General features: G+C 67.6%; 9 protein-coding genes. 7 read left to right on the forward strand and 2 right to left on the reverse strand.

Annotated features, from left to right (window positions below; translation table 11 throughout):
- Window positions 1-189 precede the first annotated feature (189 nt).
- From NS6_RS02200 to NS6_RS02220, 5 genes are all read left to right on the forward strand, one after another.
- Entirely contained in the window at window positions 190-1,155 is a 966-nt protein-coding gene (locus NS6_RS02200) for a TauD/TfdA dioxygenase family protein (protein WP_068035681.1), read from the forward strand.
- A gap of 71 nt (window positions 1,156-1,226) precedes the next feature.
- A complete protein-coding gene (locus tag NS6_RS02205; RefSeq protein ID WP_068035683.1) occupies window positions 1,227-2,792 on the forward strand; it encodes an ABC transporter substrate-binding protein in 1,566 nt (521 codons plus the stop codon).
- A gap of 5 nt (window positions 2,793-2,797) precedes the next feature.
- Window positions 2,798-3,757, forward strand: a complete 960-nt coding sequence (locus tag NS6_RS02210; RefSeq protein ID WP_068035685.1) for an ABC transporter permease — start codon at window positions 2,798-2,800, stop codon at window positions 3,755-3,757.
- A complete protein-coding gene (locus NS6_RS02215) occupies window positions 3,754-4,629 on the forward strand; it encodes an ABC transporter permease (protein ID WP_068035687.1) in 876 nt (291 codons plus the stop codon). Before NS6_RS02210 ends, NS6_RS02215 begins: the two co-directional genes overlap by 4 nt.
- A 25-nt stretch (window positions 4,630-4,654) precedes the next feature.
- A complete protein-coding gene (locus NS6_RS02220; RefSeq protein WP_068035690.1) occupies window positions 4,655-6,310 on the forward strand; it encodes a dipeptide ABC transporter ATP-binding protein in 1,656 nt (551 codons plus the stop codon).
- Window positions 6,311-6,454: 144 nt separating this feature from the next.
- On the opposite strand, the gene NS6_RS02225 is transcribed toward NS6_RS02220, so the two are convergent.
- Together NS6_RS02225 and NS6_RS02230 are read right to left on the reverse strand one after the other, a co-directional pair.
- Window positions 6,455-9,655: an acetyl-CoA carboxylase family protein gene (locus NS6_RS02225; protein ID WP_281211384.1), complete on the reverse strand. Its 3,201-nt coding sequence runs from the start codon at window positions 9,653-9,655 to the stop codon at window positions 6,455-6,457.
- On the reverse strand, window positions 9,652-11,250 hold the full coding sequence (locus tag NS6_RS02230; protein WP_068035692.1) for an AMP-binding protein: 1,599 nt from the start codon (window positions 11,248-11,250) through the stop codon (window positions 9,652-9,654). The genes NS6_RS02225 and NS6_RS02230 overlap by 4 nt, the downstream gene beginning before the upstream one ends.
- A gap of 42 nt (window positions 11,251-11,292) precedes the next feature.
- On the opposite strand from NS6_RS02230, the gene NS6_RS02235 reads away from it, so the two are divergent.
- Together NS6_RS02235 and NS6_RS02240 are read left to right on the forward strand one after the other, a co-directional pair.
- Window positions 11,293-11,886 (forward strand): TetR/AcrR family transcriptional regulator, encoded by a 594-nt coding sequence (locus tag NS6_RS02235; protein ID WP_168443386.1) that lies wholly within the window; start codon window positions 11,293-11,295, stop codon window positions 11,884-11,886.
- 87 nt (window positions 11,887-11,973) lie between these two features.
- Window positions 11,974-12,660: a TetR/AcrR family transcriptional regulator gene (locus tag NS6_RS02240; RefSeq protein ID WP_168443387.1), complete on the forward strand. Its 687-nt coding sequence runs from the start codon at window positions 11,974-11,976 to the stop codon at window positions 12,658-12,660.
- The last annotated feature ends 12 nt before the right edge of the window (window positions 12,661-12,672 follow it).

The following is a 12,672-nucleotide window of genomic DNA, read 5'->3' on the forward strand; positions in this document are numbered from 1 at the left end:
CCTACCGCCCCGGCGCGCGGCTTCCGGCCGCGCGGATCGGATCGCTGCGCCGGGTTCAGGCAAGCAAAGAATCATCGGGATCGCATTCATTCTCAAATTAATGCGACCCAATTACTTTGACGGTCGGCCCGCTTTCCGGCTCCGACCCGATCCGGGGCCGACCTACCGTTCGACCGTCAGGAGACCACCGTGACCACCACCGAGAGTCGTCCCGTCACCGCAGCCGATATCTACGCCGCCGGCGGTATCACCGTCACCAAGCTGGGCGAGAATATCGGCGCGCTCATCGAGGGCGTCCACATCTCCGGCGAGATCAGCGGCGAGACCGCGTTCGCCATCCGCTACGCCCTGGCCACCAACAAGGTGGTGGTCTTCCGCGGACAGCACCATGTCGACGACGAGATCCAGTACCAATTCGCCTCGACACTGGGCTCCCCGACCACCACGCACCCGACTCTCACCTCCGAGGACAATCGGACGCTGGTGATCGAGGGCGCCGCCAACAGCTGGCATACCGATGTCACCTTCATCGACCGCATTCCGAAGGCCTCCATCCTGCGCGCCGTGGATATCCCGCCCTACGGCGGCGCCACCACCTGGGCCTCCACCACCGCAGCCTACGATCAGCTGCCCGAACCGCTGAAGGCGCTGGTCGAGAAGTTGTGGGCCGTGCACAGCAACGAATACGACTATGCCGGTGTGCACGCCGACCCCAAGGCCAGGGGGCTGGCCGCGTCGAACCATATGCAGAACTTCACCCGCATCGTGTTCGAAACCGAACACCCGGTGGTGCGAGTTCATCCCGAAACCGGCGAGAAGTCGCTGCTGCTGGGCCATTTCGTCAAGAATTTCGTCGGCCTGAAGACGTCGGAATCGGCGGCGCTGTTCCAGCTGCTGCAGGACCGCATCGTCCGCCTGGAGAACACCCTGCGCTGGGCCTGGACCCCGGGTGATCTGGTGATCTGGGACAACCGCGCCACCCAGCACTACGGGATCGCCGATTACGGCGCCCACAAGCGCAGCGTGCACCGGGTGACGCTGGCGGGCGATATCCCGGTATCGGTGGACAACGCGCCCAGCCGTATCCGCACCGGCGACGCCTCGCATTTCTCGATTGTCGATCCGGTGGACCGTTTCCCAGGATTCGACGCCTGATCCATCCGCTGCCCGGCTCGGCCGGTTCCGCCAGTGCGGGGCCGGTTCGGCCGGCCTTGAAAGGACTTCCCGTGTTCAGCCGCCCGACGCCCGCGCGCACCCTTTCGGCCCTCGCCCTGTTTCTGGTGGCGATCCTCGCTGTGGCCGGGTGCCGATCCGCCGTGGACCAGGCCGGTTCCGGGGCCGGCACGGAGATCACCGAGGGCGGGGTGCTGCGGATCGGCGATGCCGGCGATCTCACCCCGGCCTCGCTTTTCGCGGGCGCACCGGCGCAGGCGATGATCACCGGCCTGGTCTTCGACACGTTGATCACCTATCCCCCGGACAGTCTGGATCCGCAACCGGCACTGGCCAAGTCCTGGCAGGTCGCGCCGGACGGCCGGGCCGTCGATATCGTGCTGCGCGACGATGTCGCCTTCCACGACGGCCGGCCCTTCACCTCCGCGGACGTGCAGTTCAGCCTCACCACCTATGCCGACCCCACTCGCGCCGGTCAGCTCGCCCGCACCGCCGCCCTGATCACCGGATACGACACGGCCGATCCGCATGCGATAACGCTCCGGCTCGCCCAGCCCGCCGGAAACATCATGGATCTCCTGGACATCGTGCCGATCATCGACCGCTACACGCTCGCGGATTTCGACACCGGCCGCAGCTACAACGGCACCGGCGCCTTCCGGTTCACCGGCTGGAAACCGGGGGTGTCGATGGATTTCGAGGCCAATGACCACTATTGGGGCGGCGCACCGCACCTGGACGGGGTCGAGTACGTGATCGTGCCGGATCCGCAGACCCGTATCTCGCAGCTGCGCACCGGGCAGCTCGACCTGCTGCTCTCGGTGGCACCCCGGGACGCGGACGCTCTGGTAGCCCGATCCGCGCTCCGGGTCGTGACACAGACGGGAGTCGCACACAACTGGTATCTCGGCGCGAATGTGCGGGCACCAGGGTTGAGCGATGTCCGATTGCGCCGGGCGATCGCGTTCGCGGTGGACCCCGATCGTCTTCTCGCCGATGTCTATCAGGGGCACGGAACGGTCGCCGATCTGCCGTGGCCCGAATACTCTCCCGCCTACGACGCGAGCCGCAACGCCACCTACGGACACGATGTGGAGCGGGCCCGGGCGCTGGCCGCCGAAGTCGGTGATATTCCGGTGATCCCGATCAGCTACACCACAGGGTCACTCGATTCCGAGGCCGTCGCCCAGATCATCCAGGCCGATCTGGCCGCCGCCGGCATCGAGACCACGCTTGCGCCGATGGACTACCCGAGCACCCTGGAACATCTCATCGGCGGCACCTTCAGCGGTCTGTGGATCACCGCCCACACCTACACGCAGTACACGCCGGTGACGCTACCGACCGGAGCCTTCCCGTTCAATGCGCACAAGAACACCTCCAACTTCACCGATCCGGACTATCTCCGCGCAGTCGAAACCGCCTGGCGCACCGTCGATCCGAACAGCCCCGAAGCGCGCGATGCCTACCGGGCGCTCAATACCGAACTACTCGACAACGCCTTCGTGATCGAACTTTTCAACAAGGAGAACGAACTCGCCATGTCCCCTGCCCTCCATGGGGTGACCTGGTCGAAGCGGTCCGAGCTCGACCTGAGCGACGCCTACCTGGGGAGCTGACCACGTTGCTGAACTACAGTCTGCGGCGGATTCCGTCCGCGCTACTCGTCCTGGCCGCCGGTTCGGTGGTGATCTTCACGCTGCTGCGGCTGGTGCCGGGCGATCCCGCGCTCATCCTGGCCGGCCCGGATTCCTCCCCTGAAGCGCTGGCGGCGTTACGAGAAGAACTGGGGCTCACCGGTTCACAGTTCGGCCAGTACTTCGCCTGGATCGGCGATATCGCCACCCTCGACCTCGGGCGTTCGCTGATTCTCGGCGGCGATATCGGCACCCTGCTGCTCGATGCCCTGGGCAATACGCTGCTCCTCGCGGTGACCGCGCTGCTGCTGGCGGTCGGGATCGCGTTCACTGCCGCCACCGCCTCGGTGATCGCCCGCCGGAAGTGGCTCGACAGTCTGGTGACCGCGTTCGGCACCGTCGCGGTGGCCGTCCCCAATTTCGTCACAGGCACCATCCTGGTGGTGCTGTTCGGTGTGGTCTGGATGGTGCTACCCGCCGGCGGCATCCCGCGCCACGGATTCCTCGACGATCCGGCGATCTCGGCGCAGTACCTGATCCTGCCCGCGGTCTGCCTGGCCCTGCCGATCGCGGCGGCCCTGACCCGGTTCCTCACCGAATCACTGCGCAGTCAGCTCGCCGAGCCGTATGTCACGACCGCTCGGGCACTCGGCATTGCGCGTCATCGCATCGTGCTCACTCAGGTTCTGCCGAATGCGCTACCGGCCACTGTCACCGTCCTCGGAATCCAGACCGGGCATCTGCTCGGGGGTGCCGTTCTGGTGGAGGCGATCTTCGCCTGGCCGGGGCTGGGTCATCTGATCGAACGGGCGATATCGAGCCGGGATTATCCCGTGGTGCAGGTACTGCTGCTGTTCTCGGTGGTCCTGTTCGTCGTCGTGCAGTTGATCACCGATCTGGTGAATGCCGCACTCGATCCACGAATCCGGCTGGGAGCCACAGCATGACTCTGCACATCGAGCCCACACCTGTGGACAAGGCCGCCGAAACCGGCGGGAGCGACCGCGACAGCCGCTGGGGCGCCCTACGCACCGGTCGCGGCCTCACCGGGTTGATTCTGGTGGCGGTCGTGGCGATCGCCGGGCTGCTCGCGCCCTGGCTCGCACCGCACGCGCCGGATCAACAGTTCGCCGGCGCCACCCTGGCGAGCCCGAGCGGCACCCATCCGTTCGGCACCGACTCGGTCGGCCGCGATATCCTCTCCCGCACCTTGTACGGCATCCGGATCGATCTGCTCGTGATCTTCCTGGCGGTTCCGGCAGGCGCGGTGCTCGGCGCGCTACTCGGGCTCGCTGCGTCTCTGTCCGGTCGCGTCGATACCGCCATCCAGCGATCGTTCGACCTGATCCTCGCCTTCCCCACGATCATCCTGGCCATCGCACTGACGATGATCGCCGGCCCGGGTGTGGGCACCATCGGCACGGTGATCGTACTCGCCGAGATCCCGGTTTTCGGCCGTCTCACCCGCACCTCGGTGCTCACCGTGCGACAGCTGCCCTATGTCGAAGCGGCCCGGGCGCTGGGGGCCGGCGAGGGCTGGATCCTGCGGCGGCATGTGCTGCCCAACTGCCTGGAGCCGCTGACGGTCCAGCTCGCCCTGGCCATGTCGGTCGCCGTGTTCATCGAAGGCGCCATGAGTTTCCTCGGGCTCGGTATCACCCCACCGACGCCCTCGCTCGGCACCCTCATCAAAGAGGGAGCCCAGAGCGCCTACCATTCCCCGTTCTTCGTGGTCGGCCCGCTCACCGTCGTGGTGGTCCTGGTGCTCGGTCTGCTGCTGATCTCCCAAGCACTCGCCGCCCGGTCCCGGCGGCAGTGACCCACCGGCTCGAAGGAGCTTCCCCATGCGCACTCCCCTCTCGGCGTCCACCACCCTGCTGACCGTCCGCACACTACGTATCGCCTTCGGGCACAACCATCCCGTGGTAGACGGAATATCGTTCGCGGTCGGCCACGGTGAGATCGTCGCCCTGGTGGGCGAATCCGGCTCGGGTAAATCCCTGACCGCCCGCGCGATCCTGGGGCTGCTTCCCGATGGTGCCGCCGCCACCGGCGAAATAGCCGTCGACGGCACCGATATCCTCGGCGCCACCGATACCGAGCTCAACCGTTTGCGTGGCAGCAAGGTGGCGCTGATCTTCCAGGACCCGCAGAATGCCCTCAATCCGGTCCGCCGCGTGGGATGGCAGCTGCGCGAGGCGATCCGCGCCCATCGCCGCGTGTCTGCTGCCGACGCCGAACGGCTCGCCGTCGAACTGCTCGACCGGGTCGAAATCCCCGACCCGGCCCTGCGGGTGAAGTATTACCCGCACCAGTTGTCCGGCGGGCAGAAGCAGCGGGTCGCGATCGCGCTGGCGCTGGCGGGCGAACCCGATCTGCTCGTCGCCGACGAGCCGACCACGGCGCTCGATGTCACGGTGCAGGCCGAGATCCTGGCCCTGCTCGACCGAATCCGCCACCGCACCGGAATGGGCGTCCTGCTGATTACGCACAACATGGGTGTCGTGGCCCAGTACACCGACCGTGTACTGGTGATGCAGGCGGGAAGGATCGTCGAAACCGGCGATACGCATTCCCTGTTCGACACCCCGACCCATCCCTACACCCGCGCACTGCTGGGGGCCGTACCCCGGCTGCCCGAACAACCCGGTACCACGGCCCCCGTTGCTGAGTCTGCAACGCCCGCGATTCTCGAATTCGACGCGGCCACCGTCACCTACCCGGCCCGCCACGGGCAACCCGCCTTCCGAGCCGTCGAATCGGTGAGCTTCACCATCCACCGCGGCGAAGTGCTCGGATTGGTCGGCGAATCCGGCTCCGGGAAAACCACACTCGGCCGCATCGCGACCGGCCTGGAACCGGTCACCGCCGGCCGGGTACTCGTCGACGGCCGCGATCTGGCCGCCCTGACATCGCGCCGGCTGCGGGGACTACGCCGCGATATCGCGGTGGTGCCACAGGATCCCGCGACGTCCCTCGACCCCCGGCTCACGATCGCCGCAAGTATTCGTGAACCCCTCGACGTGCACAAGGTGGGCACACCCGGTGAGCGCAGGCAGCGAGTCCTCCACCTCCTGGACGCAGTACACCTGCCCGCCGACTTCGCCGGCCGATTCCCGCACCAGCTTTCCGGCGGGCAACGCCAGCGCGTCGCATTGGCCCGCGCCCTCGCCCTACGCCCACGCCTGCTCATCGCCGACGAACCCACCAGCGCCCTCGACGTCTCCGTCCAGGCCGAAGTACTCACCCTGTTCACCGAAATCCAGCGCGACCTGGGATTCGCCTGCCTGTTCATCAGCCACGACCTGGCGGTGGTGCATCAGGTCGCCGATCGGGTCGCGGTGCTGCGCTCCGGGTCGGTAGTGGAAGTGGGCCCGGTCGAGACTGTTTTCACCAACCCACGCCGATCCCACACCCGCGCCCTGGTCGACGCCGTACCCTCACCCGACCCTGCCCGCCGGATCAGCCCGGCGCCGCAGCAGCCCGCCGTCGCAGTGTGAGCCCCCGGCAGCAGTTTCGGGCGCACTGCCGGGTCGGCGCTGGGCAGTGCGCCGGCGGCGGACTGTGCGTGAGGATCAACGTTCCGGCCTCGGTGGGCACCGCCGAGATCCACCCCCGTGTAGGCCGGAAGGTACCGGCAATACTCAGCCGACGGCAGTGAGGGCGCGGAGCACGACCGCACGGGTGTCGGCGGGGTCGATCACATCGTCGATTTCGCCCACGGTGGCCACGCTCAGGGCTTTTCCCCGCTCGTAGAAGCCCGTCAGCAGTTCGTCGTACCGAGCACGGCGGGCCTCCGGGTCGGCGATGGTGTCGAGTTCCTTGCGATAGCCCAGCCGCACCGCACCCTCGAGTCCCATTCCGCCGAATTCGCCCGTGGGCCAAGCGACTGTCAATGTTGCGGCGTGCAGATCACCGCCGGTCATCGCCATGGCACCGAGACCGTATCCCTTCCGGAGCACCACGGCGACCAACGGTGTCGACAGCTGGGCTCCCGCTACGAACATCGCCCCGAAACGGCGGACGGTCGCGGTACGCTCGGCATCCGGGCCGACCATGAAACCGGGTGTGTCGACCAGGGATACCACCGGCAGACCCCGTTCGTCGCAGAGCCGCAGGAAGCGAGTCGCCTTATCGGCGGCGTCACCGTCGATCGCCCCGCCGAGGTGGGTCGGATCGTTGGCGAGCACACCGACCGGCCGGCCCGCCAGCCGGGCGAAGGCGGTGACGATGCCGGTGCCGAATCCGGCCCGGACCTCCAGCACACTGCTCGTATCGAACAAGGTTTCCAGTACGGGGCGGATCTCGTAGACCCGGACCCGGTTCTCCGGTACGAGATGCCGTAGGAGGCGCTGGTCGGCGCAGTCGATCTGCTCGGCGGGCACACCCGTCACTACGCGCAGATAGGTACGGGCGGTGGTCACGGCGGCAGCCTCGTCCGGGACCAGGACATCGACGACCCCGTTGGGTACCTGCACCGACATCGGCCCGACATCCTGTGGCGCCACCACGCCCAGTCCTGCACCTTCGATCATCGCCGGCCCGGACATGCCCAGGCTGCTGCCCTGGGTGGCGATGATCAGATCGCAGGAGGCGGCCAGCGCGGCATTCCCGGCGAAACAATAGCCCGCGACGATCGCGACGGTCGGCACCCGGCCGGAGAGTTCGGCCATGAGCCGGAAGGTGGGGACATCGAGCTGGGCGATGGCGGAGGTATCGGTATCGCCCGGCCGGCCGCCGCCGCCCTCGGCGAAAACGACCACCGGAAGTGATCGGCGGCGGGCGAGCTGCAGCAGGCGGTCGGTTTTCTGATGGTTGTGCACGCCCTGGGTGCCCGCGAGGACGGTGTAGTCGTAGGCGAGTACCGCGATCGGCACATTGTCGACGGTCGCGGTGCCGGTGAGCAGACCGTCCGCCGGAGTGGCGGTGATCAGGTCGTCGAGATCGCGGCGGCGGCGTTGCGCGGCGATCACGTATCCGCCGTACTCGGTGAAACTCCCAGGGTCCACCAGGCCGGAAATGTTCTCCCGGGCGGTGCGCAGACCTTTACCGTGCCGGCGATCGACCGCGGCGGGACGGGCCGCGTCCAGCGTCAGCCGTTTCCGTTCGTGGACTTCGGCCAGATCGGGCCGGATATGCGCCGGATCGATTTCGGTGGCTGTTATCGCTTGTACCGCGCCGGCGCCGGTTCTGGTGAAGAGTAGCAACGGATCCTCGGCGGCGACGGCCTCCCCGATCTTCACCAGTACTTCGCCCACGGTTCCGGGCCGATCGGCGCGGACCACGTGCTCCATCTTCATGGCTTCGAGAACCAGCAGCTCGGCGCCGGCCGCCACCCCGTCACCGGGGGATACCGAAACCTGCACGACGACACCGGGTCGACTCGCGGCAAGAGCATTCTCGGGCACGGTGTCTCGTCCGCTACGCTCCGGCGCAACGGCCCACCCGGCGTTACCTTCGGACGCGGTCTGCGCGCCCCGGCCGGCAGCCTCCACGGCGGCAACCAGATCGGAGGTCCGGGCATCGACAAATCCCGTATCGACCCCGCCCGTCGTCAGCGCCGGCTCGGCCAGCAACACGCGTAGTAACCCGATGTTGGTGACGACACCGTCCAGGTCGAATTCGCCCAGTGCGCGGGCCGCCCGCGCAGCGACCGAATCGCTTGCGCCGTGGACGATCACCTTGGCCAGCAGGGAGTCGTAACGCGGGTTCATCGGGTAACCGGCGTAGCCGTGGGTGTCCACCCGGATGCCGCGTCCGGCCGGCGGCTGGAAACGGGTGAGCTCACCGGCACCGGAGGCGACGGTGCCGTCCGCCCGCACAGTTTCGGCATTGACCCGCACCTGTAGTGCGGTCCCGCGGCTCGGCACCCCGCGGTCGAGACCGAGTTCGGCGAGCGTTTTCCCGGCGGCGAGTTCCAACCCGATCTCGACCAGGTCCAGCCCGGTGACCTCCTCGGTCACCGTATGTTCGACCTGAAGCCGCGGGTTGACCTCGAGAAATACGAACTCAGCACCGGTGACGAGGAACTCGACGGTCGCGAGCCCCCGGTACGCGCCCACCAGTTCCGTCGCGGCCCGGTGCAGGGCGCTCCGCAGCGTATCGGGCAGTGCGGGCGCGGGCGCGATCTCGATCAGTTTCTGGCGACGCCGCTGCACACTGCAATCCCGGTCGCCCAGCGCAACGGCCCCTACCCCGTCCCCCGCGACCTGCACCTCGATATGCCGGGCCCGGGTGAACAGCTGCTCGACGTACACGGTGCCGTCACCGAAGGCCGATTGCGCTTCGGAAGCGCTGCGGCGCAGTGCCTCGTCGAGTTCGGCAGGGTCGCTCACCGGACGCATTCCCCGGCCACCGCCACCGGACCGGGCCTTCACCATCACCGCTGCTCCCGGCTCGAGGCCGGCGAGGAATTCATGGGCCTGCGCCGCGGGCACACCGGGCGGCACCGCGATACCGAGCTCCGCTGCCCGTGCTCGGGCCGCGGTTTTGTCACCGAACAGTGCCAGCGCCGCCGGGTCGGGACCTACGAACCTCGGCCCCGCCGCGGCGCAGCGGCGAGCGAACGACGGGTTCTCCGAGAGGAATCCGTACCCCGGATGCACCCCGTCGCAGCCGGTCTGCAGGGCGGCGTCGACGATCGCGTCGATATCCAGGTACGCGGCGGGGCCGGCACCCGGCAGTTCGACCGCAACATCCGCCCGCGAAATATGCAGGCAGTCGGCATCATCCGCCGGATGGACGGCTACAGTCCGCATGCCGAGCGCCGCCGCCGTGGCCATGATCCGGACCGCGACCTCGCCCCGATTGGCGACCAGCAGCGTGGTGACCGGGCGCGCAGTCACCGGTCGGCCCTGCGCAGTACGATCCCGGCAGCTTCGCGATCCCACACTCCGTCGTGCACACCGGCGTCCCGCAACACGTGTTTGTGCACCTTCTGGGTGGGTGTTTTCGGTAGTTCGTCACGAAATTCCAGGTAGCGCGGCACCATGAAATACGGCAGGTGGTCTACCAGGTAGCCGATGAGTTCCGGCGGGTCGAGGGTTGTGTTCTCCCGGGGCACCACGACCGCTTTGATCTCGTCCTCGGTGAGGTCGGAGGGCACCCCGACCACCGCGCTTTCATACACTGCGGGATGGGTATTGATCGCGCGCTCCACCTCGAAACTGGAGATGTTCTCGCCGCGGCGGCGCAGCGCATCCTTGATCCGGTCGCTGAAATAGAACCGGCCTCGGGCATCGGTACGGAACGCGTCGCCGGTGTGCACCCAGCCGTCGACCAGCGTCTCGGCCGTCTTCTCCGGCAGATTGTGGTAGCCGCTCAGGACGGTCGACGGCTCGTCCGGACGCACCCACAGCTCACCGACCGCACCGGCCGGCACATCCTGCCCGGCGGAGTCCACCAGCCGCAACGCGAATCCGGGACGCGGGAACCCCGCGGCGCCGCCCGCGACGGTCTCGGGTGGACCGTTGAGCACAACCCCGATCTCACTCATCCCGTACACCGAGGCCACCGCCACACCGAAGCGCCGCCGGAAGCCGGCGATATCGCTGGCCAGCGGCGCCATTACGGCCAGTTCGAGGGGGTTGTCGGCATCGCCCGGCTCCGGTGGGCGCTGTTGCAGCAGTTCGGCCATCGCTCCGAGGGTGACAGTGACGGTGATGCCGTGTTCGCGAACAGTCGGCCAGAATTTGCTGACCGAGAATCCCGGCTCGATAACACACCGGGATTCGTGGATCAGCGCCTGATACACCCCGTACCACTGCCCCGCGAGGTGGAACAGCGGCAAGGTGACCAGTATCCGGTCGCCGGCATGCGGCCGCCGCTGGTCCTCCCGGGACGCGTAGGTGTAGGCATGTGCATGCGACACCAGAACACCTTTCGATACGCCTGTAGTGCCGGAGGTGTACATATACGCCATCAGGTCGGCGGGGTCGAGGTGTTGCGGCGCGGCCGGTTTCGCGGTGGCGAGCTCGTCGAACCCGAGGACGCGGAACCGGCCGCGCAACTCGTCGGCTGCCGCCGGATCACCGTGTATCACCAGGGTGCGCAGCGCGGTGAGATCATCGGCGATACGCGCCACCCGTTCGGCACAGGCGGCATCGAGTACCAGGGTCGATGCGCCGGAGTCGTTGAGGATATGACTCAGGAACGAACCTTTGTACGCGGTGTTGACCGGTACCTCGACCATCCCGCCGAGGGCCGCACCGGTCCAGGCATGTACCGCGTCGAGCGAGTTGTCCAGCAGCAATGCCACCGGCTGCTGCCGGCCCACCCCGAGCTGCGTGAGACCACCGGCGATACGCAATGAGCGCGCGTAACTTTCTGCCACGGTGTATCGGCCGTCCGGCCCGATCTGGGCGAGCTCATCGGGAATGCTTTCCAGCACGCGTTCGTAGACCGCGCTGATCGTCCGACGCTGGACGTCCGGTAGACCCATGGCACAATAGTTTACATTCATGTCAAGTAGATGGAGGTCGTTATGCACGGAATCGGGGGCCGGACCCTTACCGAGCCCGAAAAACGCAATCTGCTGCTGGACTCCGCCGAGCGCACCTTCTGCCGGCTCGGTTACGCCCGCACGACCATCGCCGCCCTCGCCGGCGAAGCAGGCGTCACCCGCCCGACGGTCTACGCCTACTTCCCGTCCAAGGACGACGTCTTCCGCGCGCTCGCCGAACGGGTCCGCGACGAATTCCTCGCCCTGCAGGAAAGTATCGACGCCCCCTCTCCTGGTGCCACCGGCCGCGCCGGAATCGTGGCCTACCTGCACGCCTACGTCCGGCACCGGGGGATGCTCACCGTCATCGGGCATCAGGCACTCGCCGATCCGGAGATGCGCGCGCTGCACACCGAGGTCCACGAACGCCCGACCCGGCGGCATGCCCGATTCCTGACCCGTCTGGCCGACCGGGGCGAGGCCACTCTCGCCGCACCGGCCCACGCCCTGGCCGAGATGGTGACGGGTATCGTCATGCGTTTCGCCGATATCGCCGACGACGATCCCGACCGGCTTCCTGAACTGACCGACGATCTCGTCGCTGCCTACCACCGTCTCACCGGCCTGCGTTCCTGAACCCGCATCCCGCACGGCCGACCGCGCTGTCCCATTCCAGGGCACGGCCGCTCGACAGTGGTGGCCACCGCCGGTAAGGATGAGCGGGTGGTCAGCCGCCGAGATCAGATCAAACGTGTTGCCGCCGGACTCTTCGTGGAGAACGGAGTGGCAGGCACCAGCGTCCGGGATATCGCAGAGGGGGTCGGCATGCTGTCCGGCAGCCTCTACCACCATTTCCCGTCGAAGGACGCGATAGCGTTCGCGATACTCGACGATTTCCTGACCGACCTCAACTCCCGCTACCGCTCCGTACTGCCACATGTCAGCGGGATGCGCGAAGAGTTGCGCGCGCTGGTCTACTCGTCGATCGAAATCGCCGAGATGCATCCGTATGCCACCGAGATCTATCAGAACGAGATGTCGTACCACGGGCCGGCCGCCCCCGATGCGATCGCAGAGGCGGTGCGTACGGCCCATACGTTCTGGATCGACGCCGCCACCCGGGCGAGCGCGAACGGGGAGCTCCGCACCGGACTCGACCCCGTCGATTTCGCGCGGATGCTGCGCGAAGGGGTGTGGTGGTCGATCCGGTATCACCGCGAACATCTGTCGGCGCGGCGCGACGAGGTGACCGACACCGTGGTGGCGGCCTTTGTAGACGGCGGCGCCGCCCCGGCTGCCACCGATGCGAACAGCGCTCCGGATAGCGTAGACCGTTCGATCGTCGACCGGCTGGACCGGATCGAGCGCCGGCTCGAAGAATTGACGAAGCGCCTGGTCGACGGGCTGTAGACGGCTTCCTGC

The organism is Nocardia speluncae NBRC 108251, from assembly GCF_001613245.1.
GTDB classification, from domain to species: Bacteria; Actinomycetota; Actinomycetes; order Mycobacteriales; family Mycobacteriaceae; genus Nocardia; species Nocardia speluncae.

Coding starts and splice junctions, on each gene's coding strand:
- NS6_RS02215 (WP_068035687.1), top strand. CDS start 3,754: ATGACTCTGCACATCGAGCCCACACCTGTGGACAAGGCCGCCGAAACC.
- NS6_RS02220 (WP_068035690.1), top strand. CDS start 4,655: ATGCGCACTCCCCTCTCGGCGTCCACCACCCTGCTGACCGTCCGCACA.
- NS6_RS02230 (WP_068035692.1), bottom strand. CDS start 11,250: ATGGGTCTACCGGACGTCCAGCGTCGGACGATCAGCGCGGTCTACGAA.
- NS6_RS02235 (WP_168443386.1), top strand. CDS start 11,293: ATGCACGGAATCGGGGGCCGGACCCTTACCGAGCCCGAAAAACGCAAT.